At 74.4% G+C, this 20,085-nt stretch carries 13 protein-coding genes; 11 read left to right on the plus strand and 2 right to left on the minus strand.

The window, feature by feature from the left end:
- Positions 1-39 precede the first annotated feature (39 nt).
- The 5 genes from E4N62_RS46090 to E4N62_RS46110 all read left to right on the plus strand — a co-directional run bounded on the left by E4N62_RS46090 (position 40) and on the right by E4N62_RS46110 (position 10,042).
- A complete protein-coding gene (locus tag E4N62_RS46090) occupies positions 40-990 on the plus strand; it encodes a universal stress protein (RefSeq protein ID WP_230224361.1) in 951 nt (316 codons plus the stop codon).
- A 237-nt stretch (positions 991-1,227) separates the two neighbouring features.
- Positions 1,228-4,404 (plus strand): ABC transporter permease, encoded by a 3,177-nt coding sequence (locus tag E4N62_RS46095; RefSeq protein ID WP_230224691.1) that lies wholly within the window; start codon positions 1,228-1,230, stop codon positions 4,402-4,404.
- Positions 4,405-4,535: 131 nt separating this feature from the next.
- Complete coding sequence (locus tag E4N62_RS46100) at positions 4,536-7,265, plus strand: ABC transporter permease (protein ID WP_230224363.1); 2,730 nt, start codon at positions 4,536-4,538, stop codon at positions 7,263-7,265.
- Positions 7,266-7,528: 263 nt separating this feature from the next.
- Positions 7,529-8,806, plus strand: a complete 1,278-nt coding sequence (locus E4N62_RS46105) for an IS701 family transposase (RefSeq protein ID WP_230213368.1) — start codon at positions 7,529-7,531, stop codon at positions 8,804-8,806.
- A gap of 207 nt (positions 8,807-9,013) precedes the next feature.
- Complete coding sequence (locus tag E4N62_RS46110) at positions 9,014-10,042, plus strand: ABC transporter ATP-binding protein (RefSeq protein ID WP_230224365.1); 1,029 nt, start codon at positions 9,014-9,016, stop codon at positions 10,040-10,042.
- Positions 10,043-10,054: 12 nt separating this feature from the next.
- Here the strand turns inward: E4N62_RS46110 and E4N62_RS46115 are convergent, their stop codons facing one another.
- Positions 10,055-10,747, minus strand: coding sequence for an ABC transporter ATP-binding protein (locus E4N62_RS46115; protein ID WP_230224367.1), 693 nt, complete (start codon positions 10,745-10,747; stop codon positions 10,055-10,057).
- 127 nt (positions 10,748-10,874) lie between these two features.
- Positions 10,875-11,282, minus strand: a complete 408-nt coding sequence (locus tag E4N62_RS46120) for a CoA-binding protein (RefSeq protein WP_184896752.1) — start codon at positions 11,280-11,282, stop codon at positions 10,875-10,877.
- 218 nt (positions 11,283-11,500) lie between these two features.
- On the opposite strand from E4N62_RS46120, the gene E4N62_RS46125 reads away from it, so the two are divergent.
- The 6 genes from E4N62_RS46125 to E4N62_RS46150 all read left to right on the plus strand — a co-directional run bounded on the left by E4N62_RS46125 (position 11,501) and on the right by E4N62_RS46150 (position 20,024).
- Positions 11,501-12,256 (plus strand): hypothetical protein, encoded by a 756-nt coding sequence (locus E4N62_RS46125; RefSeq protein ID WP_230224369.1) that lies wholly within the window; start codon positions 11,501-11,503, stop codon positions 12,254-12,256.
- Positions 12,253-12,831 (plus strand): histidine phosphatase family protein, encoded by a 579-nt coding sequence (locus tag E4N62_RS46130; protein WP_230224370.1) that lies wholly within the window; start codon positions 12,253-12,255, stop codon positions 12,829-12,831. The genes E4N62_RS46125 and E4N62_RS46130 overlap by 4 nt, the downstream gene beginning before the upstream one ends.
- 73 nt (positions 12,832-12,904) lie before the next feature.
- A complete protein-coding gene (locus E4N62_RS46135; protein ID WP_230224373.1) occupies positions 12,905-13,531 on the plus strand; it encodes a YigZ family protein in 627 nt (208 codons plus the stop codon).
- Between the two features lie 252 nt (positions 13,532-13,783).
- Positions 13,784-15,649, plus strand: coding sequence for an ABC transporter ATP-binding protein (locus tag E4N62_RS46140; protein ID WP_230224375.1), 1,866 nt, complete (start codon positions 13,784-13,786; stop codon positions 15,647-15,649).
- Positions 15,650-15,873: 224 nt separating this feature from the next.
- Complete coding sequence (locus E4N62_RS46145; protein ID WP_230224377.1) at positions 15,874-17,037, plus strand: exonuclease SbcCD subunit D; 1,164 nt, start codon at positions 15,874-15,876, stop codon at positions 17,035-17,037.
- Positions 17,034-20,024, plus strand: coding sequence for an AAA family ATPase (locus tag E4N62_RS46150; protein ID WP_230224379.1), 2,991 nt, complete (start codon positions 17,034-17,036; stop codon positions 20,022-20,024). The genes E4N62_RS46145 and E4N62_RS46150 overlap by 4 nt, the downstream gene beginning before the upstream one ends.
- Positions 20,025-20,085: the final 61 nt, after the last annotated feature.

Raw genomic sequence — 20,085 nt, forward strand, 5'->3', positions numbered from 1 at the left:
CGATGCTGGGATCAGACCTCGACCTCAGGAGGTGCGTCCATGTCCCGCACCGTCACCGTGGGAATCGACGGTTCGCGCGAGAGCCTCGCCGCGGCCGAGTGGGCGGCCCGGGAGGCACGGCTGCGGGCCCTGCCGCTGAGGCTGCTCAACGTCTGGGAGCCGGTTCCCGAGCCGATGGGGCGGCCGTCGGCGACGGGGGCGGCAGGTGAGTCGGAGGCGGAGGAGGGCCGGAACCGTGAGGGGGAGCACGGCACGGGGGTCGGGAAGGTCCTGAGGGAGACGGCCGACGGGATTCGGCGGCGCCACCCCGCTGTGGACGTCGGCGTCGACCAGCTGACGGGGCGGGCGTCCGAGGAACTGGTGAAGGCGGCACCGGAGGCCGAGCTGGTGGTCCTCGGCTCCCGGGGGCTGAGCGGGATCGCCGGCTTCCTGCTCGGCTCCGTGGGGCTGCACGTGGTCGCGCACACCGCGCGGCCCGTCGTCCTCGTGCGGGCCGGGGAGCGGGCGGTGGACGAGCACGCGCCGGGCCCGGCCGGGGCTGCGGCCGCCGCGACGCCGTTCCGGCCCGTCGTGCTCGGTGTGGACCTCGCGCACCCGGACCCCACGCTGATCCGGTTCGCGTGTGAGGCGGCCGCCGCGCGGGGCACCGCGCTGCGCGTCCTGCACGACTGGAGTCCTCCGCCGCGGTCCGGACTGCGGGAGAGGCCGGGCCTGGGCGAGGATCTCGATGCCGACCTGGGCGGTATGGACGCCGCCGGGCTGAGTGCGGCGCTGCGTCCCTGGCGGCTGGAGTATCCGTCCGTCGAGGTGGTGGAGGAGTCGCGGCGCGGAAAGGCCGCCGAGCATCTGCTGGAGGCGTCCGGGGACGCCTCCCTGCTCGTGGTCGGGCGCCGCGTCCGCCGTTCGCCGCTGGGGGCGCACATCGGGCCGGTGACCCATGCGGTGCTGCACCACGCCGGTGTACCGGTGGCGGTGGTTCCGCACGACTGAAGACATCGATCCTCTCAAGAAGCACCGATATCGATCACAAGACGACCAAAGTCAGTCCTAGAATGCCCTCTCGCAGTCGCACGCTACCGACGTGGCAGCGCGTTCCGGTCCGTGTGGTTGAAAACGGGGGTTACGGGGCAACGGGGGTCCGGTGGGGAAAGAGCTGTGCCTGCGGGCTTATTGCGGTTCATCGTGCTGCGAGCGTGGGCGTATCGCGCCCTTCTCGGCGCCGTGCTGATGACCGTGCTGCTGACCACGGCCGTCCTGGCCGCGCTCACCGCCTACTCGGGCGCGATAGGCGACGCGGCGCTGCGGCGGTCGCTCGCGGAGCAGCGCACCGCCGCCGAGGCCGCTCTGGTGCTCAAGGCCGACGTGCCGGCCGACGAGCGGCAGGCGGCCGACGACGCCGTACGGGCGGGGGCCCGCACCGTCTTCGACGGGCTGCCCGTGCGGGTGCGCACGCTGCTGCGGTCCGGGTCTTACGCCCTGCCCGGGGAGCTGCGGCCGCCCGCCGAGCGGGGCGGGAACCCGGACCTCACGTACTTCGCGGCCCTGGACCGCGGCCAGGTGCGGACCGTGGCCGGGCGGCTCCCCCGCGAGACGGTCGCCTCGGGGCCCGTCGAGGTCGCCCTGCCGCAGAGCGCCGCCCGGCGGCTCGGGGTGGCCCCCGGCACCCGGCTGACCGTCGACGACCAGCTGGACGGCCCGGCGGTGCCCGTGGTGATCACCGGCGTGTACCGGCCGACGGACGTCCGGGCCCCCTACTGGCAGCTGGACGACCTGGGCGGGCGCGGGGTGAAGGCGTCGAGCTACACGACGTACGGGCCCCTGCTCACCGCCGCGGGCGTGCCGACGTCGGGCAGGGTGAGCGTCGGCGCGTCGGGCTGGCTGGTCTCGGCCGACTACTCCGCGCTGACGACGGACCGGATCGGCCCGCTGCGCGAGGCCGCCCGCTCGGGCAACGCGCAGCTGCGCAAGCACCCCGCGCTCAGCAGCGCCACGACGGCGGACACCGCGCTGCCCGAGGTGCTGGACCGCGTCGAACGCTCCCTGCTCGTCACACGGGCCGGCATGCTGATCATCGCCGGGCAGCTCGCCCTGCTCGCCGCCTGCGCCCTGTTGCTGGTCGCACGGCTGCTCGACTCCGACCGCACGGGCGAGACCCGGTTGCTGCGTGCGCGCGGGGCCACCCGGGCACGGCTGGCGGGCCTGGCCGCGCTGGAGGCCCTGCTGATCGCCGCGCCGGCGGTGGTGCTGGCGCCGTTGCTGTCGGGACCGTTGACGCGGCTGCTGGCCGCGCAGGGCGCGCTGGGCCGGACCGGGGTACGCGTCGACGTGCCCGCCGGGGGCCGACCCGAGGTGTGGGCGGTCGCCGCGGCCGTGGCCGGGCTGTGCGCGCTGGCGGTGGCCGTCCCGGCGTGGCGGGCGACGCTCGCGGGCACCGTCTCGGTGCGGGCGGGAGCGCTGTCCGCACCGCTGCGCGCCGGGGCGGACGTCGGGCTGCTGGCCGTGGCCGGTGTCGCCTTCTGGCTGCTCGGCAGCCAGGACTCCGGTGCCGTCACCGCCGACCGCGACGGGGTCCTCGGTGTCGACCCGCTGCTGGTGGTGGCGCCCGCCCTGGTGCTGTTCGCCGGAACGGTTCTGGTGCTGCGGCTGCTGCCCCTGCTGGCGCGGGCCGGCGAGCGGCTGCTGACCCGTGGGCACGGGCTGACCGCGGCCATGGTCGGCTGGCAGTTCAGCCGTCGGCCGATGCGCGGGGCCGGTCCGGTCCTGCTCCTGGTCATCTCCGTGGCGCTGGGCGTGGTGGCGATCGGGCAGCACGCGTCCTGGCTCCGTTCCCAGGCCGACCAGGCCGACTTCCGCGCGGGCGCCGAGGTGCGCGTCGTGGCCTCCGGGGGCGGTGTCGTCGGCCGGACGGACGTCTACGCCGGCCTCCCGCACGTGGACGCGGTCGCCCCCGCGGCCCGGGGCACGATGTCGCTGTCCGGCAGCCGCAAGGCGACCGTCGTGGCGCTGAACACGACAGAGGCCGCCGGGACGGTGCTGGCGCGGCGCGACCTGTCGGACGGCCCGCTGCTCGCCGGGCTCGCGCCACGCGGCGCCCCCGCGGGCATCGCGATACCCGAGGGCACCACCCGGCTCACCCTGGCCGCCGCCCTGCACGGCACCGCGCCGGGGACGGAGGCGGACGTCACGCTCACGGTGCGGGACCGCCACGGAACCTCCTACGACTTGCCGTCCGGCCATCTTCCTGCCGACGCTCGTGAGCACCGGCTGACCCCGGATCTCGACGGCGCGCGGGGCCCCCTGGCGCTGATCGCGCTCCGGCTGAGCACCTCGCAGCCGACCGAGCGCCCCGACCGGCACCGCCTGGTCATCGGCGGGCTCACGGCGACAGCGGGCGACGGCGACGTCCGAGAGGTGACCCTGCCGACGAAGTGGACGACCGCCGTCGAGGCCGATTCCGGCGCCGCCCCACCCGAGGACGAGGCCCGGCCGACCCTGCCCCGGCTCACGTCGACGGCACCCCTCACCCTCACCTACGACACCGGGTACCAGCTGCCCGAACTGATGCCGCCCGCCCTGCCGCTGGAGGTCCGGCTCAAGGTCGTCCAGCCTGCGGCGCCCGAGATCGTCGCGGTCGCCACCGACCGGTTCCTCGCCGCGTCCGGCGCCCGCGAGGGGCAGCGCGTGGACGTCACGTTCGACGGCCGTACCGTGCCCGTACGCATCGTCCGCACCGCGAGCGCCCTGCCCACCACGGAAGCCACCACACAGGACGGCGGGGCCCTGTTCGTCGACCTCCGAGCCGTCAACCAGGTGCTGCAGGCCCGCTACGGCACCAGCCTGAAGCCCACCGAGTGGTGGCTGGGCACGGACGCGCCCGGGGCCACCGCGGCGGCCGCGCGCGCCCTGCCCGACGTCGATCCCGAGCAGGTGACGGTACGCGACGAGTTGGCGGCGAAGCTGCGCGACGACCCGTTCGGGGCGGCCCCGGAAGCGGCGCTGATCGCGGCGGCGGTGGTGACGGTCCTCTTCGCCTCCCTCGGCTTCGCGGTGAGCGCGGCAGGGGCCATGCGCTCCCGGGACGGCGAGTTCGCCGTGCTGCGCGCCCTCGGGACACCGCGCCGTCGGCTGGCCCGGCTGGTCGTCGTGGAACACGGCGTCCTGGTGACCCTGGCGCTGCTGGTCGGCACGGCCCTGGGCACGGTGCTGACGCACGCGTTGGTGCCCCTGGTCGTCCTGACCGGGCAGGCCACCCGGCCGCTCCCGCCCGTGTCGGTGGAACTCCCGCTCCTGCGGCTGACCGCCCTGCTGGCGGCCCTCGCGGCGGGCCCCGCCCTCGTGACCGTGGCCCTCGCCCTGCGGCGGGCGAAACCCGTGACGGCTCTTCGGGACGAGGTGACACAGTGAACGCGCGTCCGGTGCCCCCTCGGGACGGAGAGACCAACGGAGTGCCCGCTCGGGCCGGTGACGCGAACGCGGTGCCTGCTCGGGCCGGTGGCGCGGACGCGGCGCCCGCTCGCGGCGGGGAGGCCAGGGCCGTGTCACGGCGCGTGCGGGCCGGACTGCGGACCCGGCTCAGGGCCTTCGCCGGTACGTCCGTGGCCCTCGCGCTCCTGGTGGCCGTGACCGCCGTGCTGGCCGCCGCGTACCCGCGCGCCGTCGACCGCTACGGGGACGCCGGGCTGCGCCGGGCCGTCGAGCAGGCCCTGCCCGACCAGACGACCGTGCAGATGCAGGTACCGCTGCCCTGGATGGACTCGGTCGAGGAGATAGAGGCCGCCCTGCGCGCCGCACCGCTGACCGAGGCGCGCGCCGAGATCCTCGCCACCGCCGAGGCGCCGCTGGTCCCCGACCTCGCGCAGTCGTCGTACGGCGTGCGTACCACCGTCGGCCTGGAGGCGTCCGACTCCTGGCTCCCCCAGCCCGCCGGCCGGCCCGCCCAGGTGGTGCTCGCCGCCCAGCAGGATCTGGGCTCCCACGCCCGGCTCAGCGCGGGCCGGTTGCCGCGCACCACGGGCGCGCCGGTGACCGCGGCGACCGAGCAGGTCGAGGCCGCCGTCACCGTGGAGACCGCCCGCACCCTCAAGATCCGCGTGGGCTCGGTCATCCACGTACCGGGCTCGGGCCGCGCCCCGCTCGCCGTCCGGATCACCGGCGTCGTCGTCCCCCGCGCCCCCGAGGGCGCCTACTGGTCGGCCCTGCCGGTGCTGCGCACCCCCGCACTGAGCCGCCGGCCGGACCTTCCGCCGTCGGAGGTCCACTGGCTCGCCGGCCTGCTCCTCGCCCCCGACGCAGGCCCGGCCCTCCTGGGCACCCCCGGGCGGCCCGAGCGGTACTGGCACGTGGCCCCCGACATCGCCACCCTGCGCGGCCACGACCTCGACCGGCTGGCGTCCGCCGTGGCCGCCCTGGAATCGGGGCCGGGAGTGCAACGACTGCGGACGGTCGTGGACGACGGCCTGGAGGCCCAGACCAACCTCGACGAGGTTCTCGCGGACCACGCACGGCTCCGGTCGGGGATCGACCCGCTGCTGCTCCTCGCCGCCGTCGGCACCGGCAGCCTCGCCGTCATCGTCCTCGCCATGGCGGGCGGCGTGGCGGCCGATCGTCGGCGCGCGGAGCTGGCCCTGCTGCGTGCCCGCGGAGCCTCACTGCCCGGCCTTGCCGCGCGCCTGCTGGCGGAGACGGCGGTGGTGGCGGTGCCCGCCGGCGCCCTCGGACTCACCGCCGCGCTGCTCGTCCTGCCCGGTGCCCGCACCGCGCCCGCGGTCGTCATCGCCGTCGCCGTCACCCTCTTCGCCTGCCTCGTGCTCCCCGTGCGCGCCGTGGTGGCGCACCGCACGGTACGGACGCACGACGGGCGCGAGGACCTCACCGCCGCCCGGCCCTCACGGCGCCGCACGGTGGCGGAACTGACCGTCCTGGTGATCGCCGTGGGGGCGGTCGCCGCACTGCGCCGCCAGGGATCCGGCAGCACCGGCCTGGTGGCCGCCGCCCCGCTGCTGACGGGCGTCGTCGCGGCTCTGCTGCTGGCCCGCCTGCACCCCCTGCCGCTCCGTGCACTGAGCAGGGCGGCCGCACGTCTGCGCGGCCTGGTGATTCCGCTGTCGCTGGCCCATGTGGCCCGCGCCCCCGGCTTCGCCGTGCTGCCGCTGCTCGCCCTGCTCAGCGCCCTGACCACGGCCGCGTTCGGCGGTTCGGTCCTGGCGGGCGTCACGGCGGCCCGCGACCAGGCCGCCCTCCACGAGGTGGGCGCGGACGGCCGGATCGAGACCACCACCGGTGAACTGCCCCGAAGCCTGCCCGACCGCGTCCGTCGACTCCCCGGCGTACAGGACATGACGCAAGCGCACGTCACCTACGACGCCAAGCCCGAACAAGGCAGCCGGCTGGTACCCCTGGCCGCCGTGGACCCCGAGGGCTACGCCCGGCTCTCGCACCGCACGGGCACGGGACCGTTCGACGCGTCTACCCTCCGGCAGGCGGACGCCGGGACGGCGGGCGGCGCCGACCGGCCCCTGCCCGCGCTGGCCTCGCCCCGCGTGGCCGACGAGTACGGCACCGGCCCCTACGCCGTCCTGCTCCCGGACGGCACCTCCGTCACCGTCCGGATCGCCCAGGTCCGGGAACGCACCCCGGCCGTGTCCGGTGAGGAGTTCCTGATCGTGGACCGAGCCGGCCTTCCCCGCGGCGAGGCGCGCGCGACGACCCTGCTGCTGACCGGTGACGCCCTCGACGGCCGGGCGCTGCGCTCGGCGGCCGACGGCACGGCGGCGACCGTCCGGCTGCGCGCCGAGGAACGCAACCGGCACGTCGACTCACCGCTCCAGTCGGGCGCGGAACGCCTGTACGGCGTCGCGGTCGCCGCGGGCGCCGGGTACGCGATCCTCGCGCTCGTGCTGACCGTGCTGCGCACCGCGCCCGAACGCGGCGCCCTGCTCGCCCGGTTGCGCACGATGGGCATGACCCGGTCCCAGGGCCGCCGCCTGCTGATCCTCACGGCCCTCCCACAGGCGTGCCTGGCCGCGGCGGGTGGCGTACTGACCGGCTGGGTCGCCATCCACCTGCTGGCGCCCGGCGTCGACCTCACGGCGATCGCCCTGGCCTCACCGTCCGCTCCGCACGGGGCCGTGCTGCGCACCGATCCGCTCTCGCTGGCTGTTCCGGCGCTCGCCGTGCTGCTCCTGGCCGTCGGGGTGCCCGCCGGCCAGGCCTGGTGGACCAGCCGACGTGGCTCGGTGCGCGAACTGAGGCTGGGTGACACCTAGGCGTGTTTCGGAAGTCCCTTCTGCTCTGCGGCGTCCGGCACGCTCCCCCAGTCTCGGCTAGCGCTCGACCGAGAGGTACCCCCACCGCCGCACCGGACGAAAGGCCGAGTACACCCAGTACGAGGCCTTTCGTCCGGCGCGCCGAGAGCACGCACCGGACGCCGCAGAGCCGCCCTTCGGGCGACGAAGGGACTTCCGAAACACGCCCTAGTAGGGCTCCGTTACGTCTGTCTGTCGGTCCTGTTTGGGGGAACGCTGAAGGTGTGGACGCACATGAAGTGAACCGTGCTCGGGCGACGTTGGCGTTATTCGTCGCTGACGTGTTCGCGTCGGTGCCGCGCAAGGATCAGCGGGCGAAGGGCGACTGCTACCTGCGGGGACTGATGCTGGACGGACGGCGGAAGTCGATCCAGCCGATGGCGGAACGGCTGCCCGACGGCAACGAGCAGAACCTGCAGCAGTTCGTGAACCAGTCGACGTGGGATCCGGTGCCGGTGCGGCGGCGGATCGCCCAGCGGATGGTGCCGAGAATCGGCCCGGAGGCGTGGGCGGTCGATGACGTGTCGTTCCCCAAGGACGGGAAGATGTCGGTGGCGGTCGCGCGCCAGTACTGCGGGGCGCTGGGCAAGCGGGCCAACTGCCAGGTCGCGGTGAGTGTGCACGCGGTCTCCGACACGGCGTCCTGTCCGCTGCAGTGGCGGATGTTCGTGCCCGAGGAGTGGGCGGACGATGCGGTGCGGCGGCAGAAGACCGGGATACCGCAGGAGGTCGGGCACCGGGAGAAGTGGCGTCTGGCCCTGGACATCCTCGATGAGCTGGCCGGGTGGGGTCTGGTGCCGCCGGTGGTGGTGGCCGACGCCGGCTACGGGCAGAACGCCGACTTCCGCGACGGTCTGAGCGAGCGGGGCATCGGCTATGTCGTGGCGGTCCGTTCGGACGTGACGGTCCACCCGCACGACGTGCGGCCCACCGCCCCGGCCTGGTCCGGGAACGGTCGCAGGCCGCAGCCCCGCTACCGGGACAAGCCGTCCTCGGTGGCAGCGCTGGCTCAGGAGCACGGACGGCAGGCGTTCACCGAGGTGACCTGGCGTGAAGGCTCCCGCGGGCCGATGCACTCACGCTTTCTGGCGCTGCGGGTGCGGCCGGCCGGGGTGAGGGCCCGCCGTCTGGCCCAAGCCGCCGCCACTGCCGAGCACGGCCACTGGGACGGTGTCCTGCCCGAGGTGACGCTGCTGGTCGAATGGCCCCAGGACGCCGAAGCACCCACCGACTACTGGCTGTCCAACCTGCCCGCCGACACACCGATCACCGAACTGGTCCGCCTGTCCAAGATCCGCTGGCGCATCGAGCACGATTACCGGGAACTCAAGCACGGCCTCGGCCTGGACCACTTCGAGGGCCGCTCCTGGAACGGCTGGCACCACCACGTCACCCTGGTCACCGCCGCCCACGCCTTCCTCACCGAACAGCGCCTGTCCCCAAAAGCCGATACAGCGGACTCACCCTCTACCAGATCCTCGACGCCATCCAGGACCTGCTGAACTGCTGGACCGGCACCTGCACCACCTGCCACCGCCCGCTGCCCAGAACATCCACCACCAGCCAGAACCCAAGAGCCAGAGCAACCTAACGGAGCCCTACTAGGGCCCTTCTGATGCCCCAGGGCCCAGAACCCCGCGACCGAGCCCCCTTCGGCCGAGCCCCCTTCGGCACCGGCCCGTGCCCCTCCGACCTCCCAGGAGCAGCCGATGACCAGCAGCCCGACCTTCGATGAACTCGCCGACCGTGCGCTCGCCGCGCGCGACGCCGCCTACGGACAGGACGCCCTGATCAGCTGCGACCGCCTGGTGCGCATCTTCACCGCCGACGGCGTGGAGGTGCAGGCCCTGCAGGGCCTCGACCTCCTCGTGCGCAAGGGGGAGCTGCTGGCCCTGGTCGGCGCCTCCGGCAGCGGCAAGTCCACCCTCATGAACATCCTCGCGGGACTGGACAGACCGACCGCCGGAGCGACCCGGGTCGCGGACCACGACCTGGTCACGATGTCCGCCAAGGAACGGCTCGCCTATCGCCGCGGGACCGTCGGCTTCGTCCGGCAGCAGACCTCCGCCAATCTCCTGCCCTATCTCACCGCCGCGCAGAACGTCGCCCTGCCCCTGCAGTTGGCCCGTGCCCGGGGTGGACGCCGAGCCGTGGCCGAGCGCTCCCTGGAGCTTCTCGACCTGCTGGACGTCGTCGAGTGCCGCGACCGCCGGCCGCACGAGATGTCCGGCGGCCAGCAGCAGCGCGTCGCCCTCGCCGTCGCCCTCGCCAACGATCCGGCGGTCCTGCTCGCGGACGAGCCCACCGGCGAACTGGACTCCCACACCGCCGAACAGGTCTTCGCCGCGTTCCGCACCGCCAACGAGGAGCTGGGGACGACCATCGTGATCGTCACCCACGACCAGTCCGTCGCCGACGAGGTCCGCCGTACGGTCGCCATCCGGGACGGCCGCACGGCGACGGAGGTCCTGCGCCACAGCGAGGTCGACTCCGCCACCGGGCAGGAGAACCTGGTGGCCCGCGAGTACGCCATGCTCGACCGGGCCGGCCGCCTCCAGCTCCCCGCCGAGTACACCCGGGCCCTGGGGATGCGTGACCGGGTCGCCCTGGAACTGGAACCCGACCACATCGCCGTCCGCCCGGACGACGCCCGCAACGACAGTGACGGCGGCAACGGCAGTGACGCCCGGAACGGCAGTGACGGCCGGGGCTCGGCCGGGGAGCGGCCGGAGGGCTGAGGCGGGACCGGGTCAGGACTCGGTGATCTCGCCGTCCTTCAGCTCCAGCACACGATCGGCGAGGTCGAGGAGCGTCGTGTCGTGGGTGGCCACGAGCGCCGTGATCCGTTCGCTGCGGACGACGGCGCGCAGCAGTTCCATCACGGAGTGCCCGGTCTCCGCGTCCAGCTGACCGGTCGGCTCGTCGGCGATGAGGACGGAGGGGCTGTTGGCCAGGGCGCGGGCGATGGCGACCCGCTGGCGCTGCCCGCCCGACAACTCGCCCGGCCGCTGCGCCGCGTGGTCCGCGAGCCCCACCAGGGACAGCAGCAGTTCGACGCGCTCCCGCCGCTCGCGCGGGTCCGCCCCGCGCAACCGCAGGGGCACGCCGACGTTCTCGGCGGCCGTCAGGATCGGGATGAGTCCGAACGACTGGAAGACGAAGCCGATGCGCTCCCGGCGCAGGGCGAGGAGGGCGTCCTCGCCCTGGTCGCCGAGGTGCAGACCGTCGACGGTCACCCGCCCGCCGTCCGGTTCGTCCAGACCGCCGACGATGTTGAGCAGTGTGGTCTTGCCCGAGCCCGACCGTCCCTTCAGGGCGACGAGTTCCCCCCGGGGGACCTCGAAGGAGACGCCGCGCAGTGCGTGCACGGCGCCGGCGCCCCGGCCGTAGGACTTGTGTACATCCGCCACCCGCAGCATGGCCGCGGTCACCGCCTGGCCCATCGTGCCCCCGTATGCTCCGCCGATTCCGCAGCGCACCAGTGTCGCACCCGGTGCAACGCCCGGAAAAGCCCCCTGTGTTGGGGCGGCACCGCCACGCGGAGACCGCGTCCGCACGGGTCCGGCGGCGTCAGCCCAGACGGGGGATCTCGATCGCCGGGCAGCGGTCCATCACCATGTCCAGGCCCGCCTCGCGGGTGCGGCGGTAGGCCTCCTCGTCGATCACACCCAGCTGGAACCAGACCGCCTCGGCACCGATGCGGGCAGCCTCGTCGGCGACGGGACCGGCGAGGGCGCTGTTGACGAAGACGTCGACGACGTCCACGCGGAAGGGGATGTCGGAGAGGGAGGCGTACCCCTGCTCGCCGTGGACCGGCTCGGCCTTGGGGTGCACCGGGACGACGCGCTTGCCGTAGCGCTGGAGGACCTGCGCGACGCCGTACGCCGCCCGGTCGCGGTTGGTGGACAGGCCGACGACCGCCCAGGTGTCGCCGAGTTCCGTCAGGATCTTGCGGATCGTGGCGGGGTCGCCGTACATGTGCCGTCTCCTCTGTCCGTCCGTCCGTACGAGGCGCCCGGTGGCGGGGCCTGCCTGCGCCAACAGCGTGCGGTGTCCGGCGATTCCCGGCGCCGGGCCCCTCACGGGCGTCCATGAGTGCGTCCGTGAGTACGTTCACGGTGCCCTCACGGCGGCCGGTGGACCGGAAGGCCGTCCTCCGCACTGCGTCCGGCCGTTTCCGCGCCTACGCTCACCCCGTGCTGCGTATCACCGACGCCCGGACCGGCGAACCCGCCGAGATCCGCAGGGCGCTCATCCGGGTCCATGCCCATGCGCCGGGGGAGGACACCTCGGCCCTGCGGGTCCTGCTGGTCGCCGACGTCCTCGCCCGCGCCCTGGAGCTGGACGGAAGCCCCGTTCTCCTCGTCGCCGACCCGCCCGCCGAACTGCGACGCCGCGCCGACGACCTCGGCGTCCGGCCGAACGAGACCACCGCCACGAGGGGTGGAGAACGGGTGCTGCGCGTGACCGGCACGGGGGAGTGGGGGCCGGGGCGCGACGACCACGGTGACGGCGCAGGTGACCGTGGAGTGAGCGCCGTCGGCGCCGAGCGCGCCGACACCGACGTCACGGTCGAGGTGGCCCCGGTGCGGGGCACCGAGGCGCCGTCGGCGTCGGGCACCGTCCTCCGGCTCGCCCTGCTCACCCACCCCCGCCGGACGCCCGCGACCCTCGACGCCACCGCGCTCACCGAGGCCGCCGACACGCTCGACCACTGGCGCACGGCGGTGGCGGCGTGGGCGACGCGACCGTCACGGCCGGTTCCCGAGCCCGTACGCCACGCCCTGCGCGCCGCCTGGGAGGACGACCTGGACGTCCGCGCGGTGCTCGACGTACTGCGGGACGTGGAGGGCGCCCCGGACGTACCGGACGGGGCGCGGTTCGAGACGTACGCCTACGCGGACCGGCTCCTCGGGCTGGAGCTCACTCGTCAGATCGGAGCATCGGCATGAAGGCGCGCGCCGGAGCGGGCCCACTGCGCAGACTGATCGTCCTGCGGCACGCCAAGTCCGCCTGGCCGGTGGGCGTCCCCGACCACGAGCGGCCCCTGGCACCACGGGGCCGCCGCGACGCCCCCGCCGCCGGGCGGGCCCTCGCCGACGCGGACTGTCTGCCCGACCTGGCGGTGTGCTCCACGGCCGTACGGGCACGGCAGACCTGGGAGCTGGCCGCCGCGGAGTGGGGCACGCCACCGCCCGTACGGCACGACGCGCGGGTGTACGCGGCCGAGGTGCCCGAACTGCTGGAGGTGGTGCGCGAGATCCCCGACCGGGTGCGGACCCTGCTGCTCGTCGGCCACAACCCGGGTCTGGAGGAGCTCGTCCTCGACCTTGCCGGCGACGCCCTCGACGACGCGCTGGACGAGGTGCGCACCAAGTTCCCCACCTCGGCGATCGCCTTCCTCTCCTGGCACGGCCCGACCTGGTCCGCACTCGCCCCGGGCACGGCCCTGCTGACGGACCTGATCGTGGCCAGGGGCAGAAAGCAGACCAAGGGGGGCAAGCAGACCAGGGGGGCCAAGGGGTGAGGGTGTGACGGGCGCTCGCGCCCCGGCCCGCACCCCGTGCCGACCCGCTTCGGGCTGCGCATAGGCTGGCCGGATGCAGGACGAGTACCGCACCGTCGCCCGCGCGGGAGTGCACGAGACCGAGGTCAACCGGTCCCGTTTCCTGTGCGCGCTCGCCCCGGCGGCCACCGAGCAGGAGGCGCAGGAGTTCGTCGCGGCCGTCCGCAGGGAGCACGCCGACGCCTCGCACAACTGCTTCGCGTACGTCGTCGGCGCCGACGCGGCCGTCCAGAAGGCGAGCGACGACGGCGAGCCCGGCGGCACCGCCGGCGTCCCGATGCTCCAGATGCTGCTGCGACGGGACATGCGGTACGTCGTCGCCGTCGTCACCCGGTACTACGGCGGGGTCAAGCTGGGCGCGGGCGGACTCATCAGGGCGTACGGCGGCGCCGTCGGCGAGGCGCTCGACGCGCTCGGCACCCTCACGCGCCGGCGCTTCCGGCTGGCTACGGTGACCGTCGACCACCAGCGCGCCGGCAAGGTGCAGAACGACCTGCGCTCCACCGGGCGCCAGGTCCGTGACGTCCACTACGGCGAGGCCGTCACCATCGAGATCGGACTGCCCGACGCCGACGTGGACGCCTTCCGTGCCTGGCTCGCCGACACCACCGCGGGCACCGCCGGGTTCGAACTCGGTGGGGAGGCGTACGGGGACGCCTGAGCGCCGACCCGCTCCCGCTCCCGCTCCTCGTCCCGCCGGTCGCCGCACTTATCGGACTGGCGTTCTGAGCCCGTCGTGTGGCGGAGCCGAGCGGGGTCGCCGCCGCGTTCGCCGTCGCGGGCTCACCAGCGCGGACGCCCGTCGCGTCGGCTCGACACATCGATGTCCGGTTATCGCCGGTCCGCGTTAAATGTGTGGACTGCGAGCCTCCGCCGACGGGACACTTCCGACTTCTCAACTTCCGGGAGTGTGATGGGGACATCAGATACGCGAGGGTCGACGCCGGGCAGGAGCGCGGTCGTTCTGGCGCTGCGCCGCTACGGTCTGGAACTGCTGCGCCTACGACGACTGGCCCTGCCGGCTCTGCTGCTGCCGGCCCTGGGCAACATCGGCATCCGCTACGTCGCCCCCCTGCTGATCGCCAAGCTGGCGGGGCAGGCCGCCGACGAAGGGGGTCTCACCCTCGGTTCGGCGCTGCCGTACGTGGTGGCGTTCGGGGTGACGCTGCTGCTCGCCGAGGCCGTGTGGCGGGTCGGGCAGCACTGCCTGAACCGGGTGGACGCGCTCGGCATGGAACACCTCTACGTGAACGGCATGGACGAACTCCTCGCCAAGGACGCGGCGTTCTTCCACGACAACTTCGCCGGCTCCCTGACCAAGCGGGTGCTGAGCTTCGGCAAGCGCTTCGAGGACTTCGTCGACACGCTGACCTTCCGGATCGTGGGCAGTGTGGTCCCCCTGCTGTTCGGGGCCGTGGTGCTGTGGACCTACGAGCCGATGCTCGTCGTCGGCCTGTTGGCGATGATCGTGGTGACCGTGGTGGCGGCGACACCGCTGATCCGGCGCCGACAGCGGCTCGTCCACGACCGTGAGGCGGCGGTCGCCCGGGTCTCCGGCCATGTCGCCGACAGCCTCGTGAACATGGAGACCATCAGGGCGTTCGCGGCCGAGGCACGGGAGGCCGAGGAACACCGCGACCGTGTCGCGGACTCCCGGCGCCTGACCCTGCGGTCGTGGGACTACGCCAATCTGCGCGTCGACACCCTGATCGCGCCCATGTCCATCCTGACCAATGTGCTGGGTCTGGTGGTCGCCATCGCCCTCGGGGGCTCGGGCAGGGGAGTGGAGGAGGTCGTCGTCGCCTTCACCTACTTCTCCAACGCCACCCAGATCATGTTCGAGTTCAACCAGATCTACCGGCGTCTGGAGAACTCGATGACCGAGGCCGCGCAGTTCACCGAGCTGCTGCTGGATCCGCCCACCGTGGTCGACCCGACGGACCCCGAACCGCTCGCCCTCCGCGACACAGGCGTCCGCTTCGAGAAGGTGAGCTTCGCCCACGCGGGCGCGAAGCCGATCTTCCAGGGGCTCGACCTCGACGTGCCCGCGGGCGCGCGCATCGGACTGGTCGGCAGGTCCGGCGGCGGCAAGACCACACTGACCCGGCTCCTGCTGCGGATGTCGGACATCGACGACGGACGCATCCTCATCGGTGGGCAGGACATCAGCCGGCTGCGCCAGACCGATCTGCGCTCACTGATCGCCTACGTCCCGCAGGAACCCGCCATGTTCCACCGCAGTCTGCGGGACAACATCGCCTTCGCCCGGCCCGGCGCGAGCGACGAGGAGATCCACGCCGCGGCCGAGGCCGCGCACGTCACGGAGTTCGTCGGCCAACTCCCCGACGGCTTCGCCACCCTGGTGGGGGAGCGGGGGGTGAAGCTCTCCGGCGGCCAGCGCCAGCGCGTCGCCCTCGCCCGGGCCATCCTGCGCGACGCCCCCGTCCTGCTGCTCGACGAGGCGACCAGCGCGCTGGACTCGGAGAGCGAGATCCTCGTCCAGGACGCCCTGTGGCGGTTGATGGACGGCCGGACGGCCCTCGTGGTCGCCCACCGGCTGAGCACCGTCGCCGGCATGGACCGTCTCGTCGTCCTGGACCGGGGGAGCGTCGTCGAGCAGGGCTCCCACGAGGAACTGCTCGCTGCGAACGGTGCCTACGCCAAGCTGTGGCAGCACCAGTCGGGCGGCTTCCTCGGCGAGAACACCAAGCCGGACCTCACCGGACCGGTCCCGGAAGCCGGCCTCGACGGACTGCCCGCGCCGGCACCGGCGACGTGACCGAGTAACGCCGAGGGGGAGCCCCGCCCGCCCCCGGCGGGGCTCCGCGGCACGGCGCGGTCGCGGCACCGTGCGGCCGCGGGATCGCGGGAGCTCGGATCGAGGTCCGTGCGGGACCAGGTGCCGACAGGCGTTAGCGTGGTCGGTGCGAGAGCCGGGACCGGCTGGTCCGGCGCCGGGGCCACGGGTGAAAGAGGGGGACGTATGCAGGTCGGAGCAGTTTCTTGAGAATTCTGCACACATCCGACTGGCATCTCGGTCGGTCGTTCCACCGGGTGAACATGCTCGGCGCGCAGGCCGAGTTCATCGGCCGTCTGGTCGCGACCGTGCGGGAGCGCGAGGTCGACGCGGTGGTCGTGGCGGGGGACGTGTACGACCGGGCGGTGCCGCCGCTGGCCGCGGTCGAGCTCTTCGACGACGCCCTGCACCGCCTGGCCGAGCTGGACGTGCCCACCGTGATGATCTCCGGGAACCACGACTCGGCGCGGCGGCTCGGCGTCGCGGCGGGCCTCATCGGCCGGGCCGGCATCCATCTGCGGACATCGGCCTCGGCCGCCGGCACCCCCGTGACGCTGTCGGACGCCCACGGCGACGTCGCGTTCTACGGGCTGCCCTACCTCGAACCCGCGCTCGTGAAGGACGAGTTCGGGGTTGAGAAGGCCGGCCACGAAGCGGTGCTCGCCGCCGCCATGGACCGGGTCAGGGCCGACCTGGCCGCCCGGCCGGCGGGCACCCGTTCCGTCGTCCTGGCCCACGCCTTCGTCACTGGCGGCGAACCCAGCGACAGCGAGCGCGACATCTCCGTCGGCGGTGTCTCCGCCGTACCCGCCGGTGTCTTCGACGGCGTCGACTACGTGGCGCTGGGGCATCTGCACGGCAGTCAGACCCTCACCGAGCGCGTGCGCTACTCCGGTTCCCCGCTGCCGTACTCCTTCTCCGAGGCCGACCACCGCAAGAGCATGTGGCTGGTGGACCTCGGCGCCGACGGTTCGATCGACGCCGAGGGGATCGACTGCCCCGTGCCGCGCCCCCTCGCCCGGCTCCGGGGGCGGCTGGAGGACCTGCTCGCCGACCCGGACCTGGCCCGGCACGAGGAGGCGTGGGTCGAGGCCACCCTCACCGACCCCGTCCGGCCCGCCGAGCCCATGGCAAGGCTCTGCGAACGCTTCCCGCACACCCTCAGCCTCGTCTTCGCCCCCGAACGCGCCCCCGGCGACCCGGACGTCTCCTACGCCCGGCGCCTGGCCGGCCGGGACGACCAGCAGATCGCCGAGGACTTCGTGGCCCATGTCCGCGGTACCGGCCCCGACGCACACGAACGGACCGTGCTCAGGGACGCGTTCGACGCCGTACGGGCCGACGAGACGGTCCGGGAGGTCGCCCGATGAGGCTCCACCGGCTCGACATCACCGCCTTCGGCCCCTTCGGCGGCACCGAGTCCGTCGACTTCGACGAGCTCTCGGCCGCCGGACTGTTCCTGCTGCACGGCCCGACCGGCGCCGGCAAGACCTCGGTCCTGGACGCCGTCTGCTACGCGCTGTACGGCTCGGTGCCGGGGGCCCGGCAGAGCGGCCAGGGCATGAACCTGCGCAGCGACCACGCGGCACCCGCGGACCGCACCGAGGTCCGCCTCGAACTCACCGTCGCGGGACGCCGGTTGGAGGTCACGCGGCAGCCCCCGTGGGAGCGCCCCAAGAAACGCGGCACGGGCACCACCGTCGAGAAGGCGCAGAGCTGGCTGCGCGAGTACGACGCGGCCGCCGGCGCCTGGAAGGACCTCAGCCGCTCCCACCAGGAGATCGGCGAGGAGATCACCCAGCTCCTGGGGATGAGCCGGGAACAGTTCTGCCAGGTCGTGCTGTTGCCGCAGGGTGACTTCGCGCGGTTCCTGCGCGCCGACGCCGAGGCGCGCGGGCGGCTCCTCGGCCGTCTCTTCGACACCCACCACTTCGCGGCCGTCGAGAAGCGGCTCGCCGACCGCCGCCGGGAGACCGAGGCCAGGGTGCGCGAGGGCGACGAGGCACTGCTCGCCGACGCCCACCGGATGCAGCAGGCGGCGGGGGACGCCCCGGATCTGCCCGAGCTGTCCCCCGGGGACCCCGGTCTCGCCGACGCGGTCCTCGCCTGGGCCGCCGTGGCCCGCAGCACCGCCCGGGAACGGCTCACCATCGCCCACTGCGCGCGGGCGGCGGCGGAGTCGGCCCGGGCCGCGGCCGACCGCGTCCTGGACGACGTACGCGAAGTGGCGCGGTTGCAAAGGCGGTTCGCGGAGGCCCGGGAGCGCGCCGCGCGGTTGGAGGAGCGGGCGGACGCCCACCGGGAGGACCGGGCGCGGATGGAGCGCGCCCGCAAGGCGGAGGCCGTGGCCCCGGCACTGGAGTTGCGCGACGCGGCCGAGGCCGAGCACCGCAGGGCGCGAGGGGAGGAGGAGGCCGCGCGAGCGCGCCTGTCGGGGGAGTACGCCGACGCCGGTGCCGCCGGACTCGCCGCCGCCGCCCGCAGGGCCTCCGAGGAGCTGGGGGCGCTGGAGTCGGCCCGCCGTGCCGAGCGGCGACTCGCCGTACTCCGCACCGAACAGGCCGAGTTGGACAGCGAGGAGCGGGCGGACGAAGGCGTCCTGCAGGACGCCGAGGGCTGGCTCGCCGAGTGGGAGACCACCCGGGCCGGGCTGCGCGGCCGAATCGAGTCCGCGCAGGAGGCCGCCGCCCGCGCCGAACAGCTCGCCGTGCGGCGCGAACCCGCCGAGCGACGGCTCGCCGCCGCCCGTCAGCGCGACCAGCTCGGCCGCGACACCGACGCCGCCCAGGCGGAGGTGCTCCGGCTCACCGAGCGGGCGGGGCAGGCCCGCGCCCACTGGCTGGACCTGAAGGAACAGCGGTTGTCGGGGATCGCGGCGGAGCTGGCCGCCGAGCTCGTCGAGGGGCGGCCGTGCGCCGTCTGCGGCGGCACGGAGCACCCCGCGCCCGCCCGGAAGGTCGCGGGCCATGTGGACCGCGAGGCGGAGGAGCAGGCGCTCGCCGCCTTCCAGCGGGCCGATGAGGAGCGGGCTGGCGCGGAACGGCAACTGGGGCTAGCGCAAAGGGCGTTGGCCGCCGCGAGCGCCGAGGCGGGCGACGCGCCGACCGAGCGGCTCGCCGCGACGGCGGCGGAGCTGGAGCGGGAGCACACACAGGCCCGGCGGCTCGCCCTCGACCTGCACCCCGCGCAGGAGGCGCTGCTCCACGCCGAACAGGAACGCGACCGACGGGCCGCCGCACGACAGGAGGCGGCGGTCAGGGCCGCGTCCCGCGACACCCGGCGCGACACCCTGGAGCGGGAACGCGCCGCCCTGGAGGCCGAGTTGGCCGAGGCTCGGGGTGACGCCGAGAGCGTGGCCGAGCTGGCCGGCCGGCTGGAGGCGTGGGCCGCGAAGCTCGACGGGGCCGCCGAGGCCGCCCGGGCGGCCGACGACACCGCGCAGCGCCTGAAGGACGCCGACGCGCGCCTGGCGGACGCGGCGTTCCGCGCCGGGTTCGACACCCCGCGGGAGGCGGCCGCCGCCGTGCTCGACGACGCCGCCCACCGGGATCTCCAACACCGCCTAGACGCCTGGCAGTCGGAGGAGGCGGCCGTGCGGGCCGTGCTCGCGGAGGCGGAGACGGCCGCCGCGGCCCAGCAGCCGCCCGTCGATCTCGGGGCCACCGAGCGGGACGCCGAAGCCGCCGCCCGACGGCTCCAGCACACCGTCTCCGCGTGGGACGCCGCCGAGCGCAGCCGCGTCCAACTCGACGAGCTGTCCGCGCGGGCCACCGCCTCCGTGCGTCGGCTGGCACCGCTGCGCGAGGAGTACGACCGGGTCGCGCGGATGGCGGGGCTCGCGGCCGGCACCTCCGCCGACAACGAGCGCCGGATGCGGCTGGAGGCGTACGTCCTCGCCGCCCGGCTGGAACAGGTCGCGGCCGCCGCGACCGTACGGCTCCAGCGGATGTCCTCCGGCCGCTACACCCTCGTCCACTCCGACGACCGGGCCGGACGCGGGCGCAGCGGGCTCGGGCTGCACGTCGTCGACGCCTGGACGGGGCGGGAGCGGGACACGGCCACGCTCTCCGGTGGCGAGACCTTCTTCGCCTCCCTCGCGCTCGCCCTCGGTCTGGCCGACGTCGTCACCGACGAGGCGGGCGGCGTACGGCTCGACACCCTCTTCATCGACGAGGGGTTCGGCAGCCTCGACGACCAGACCCTCGACGAGGTCCTCGACGTCCTCGACGCGTTGCGCGAACGCGACCGCAGTGTCGGCATCGTCAGCCACGTCGCCGATCTGCGCAGGCGGATCCATGCCCAGCTGGAGGTCGTGAAGGAGCGGACGGGATCGGTCGTGCGGCAGCGAGGTCGGTGACCGGCGGCCGGGACGAGCCGTGCGGCAGCGGGGTCAGCGGCCGGCGGGCGCGACGGGCCGT

The sequence above is a fragment of the Streptomyces sp. MNU76 genome (assembly GCF_020982545.1).
Lineage (GTDB): Bacteria > Actinomycetota > Actinomycetes > Streptomycetales > Streptomycetaceae > Streptomyces.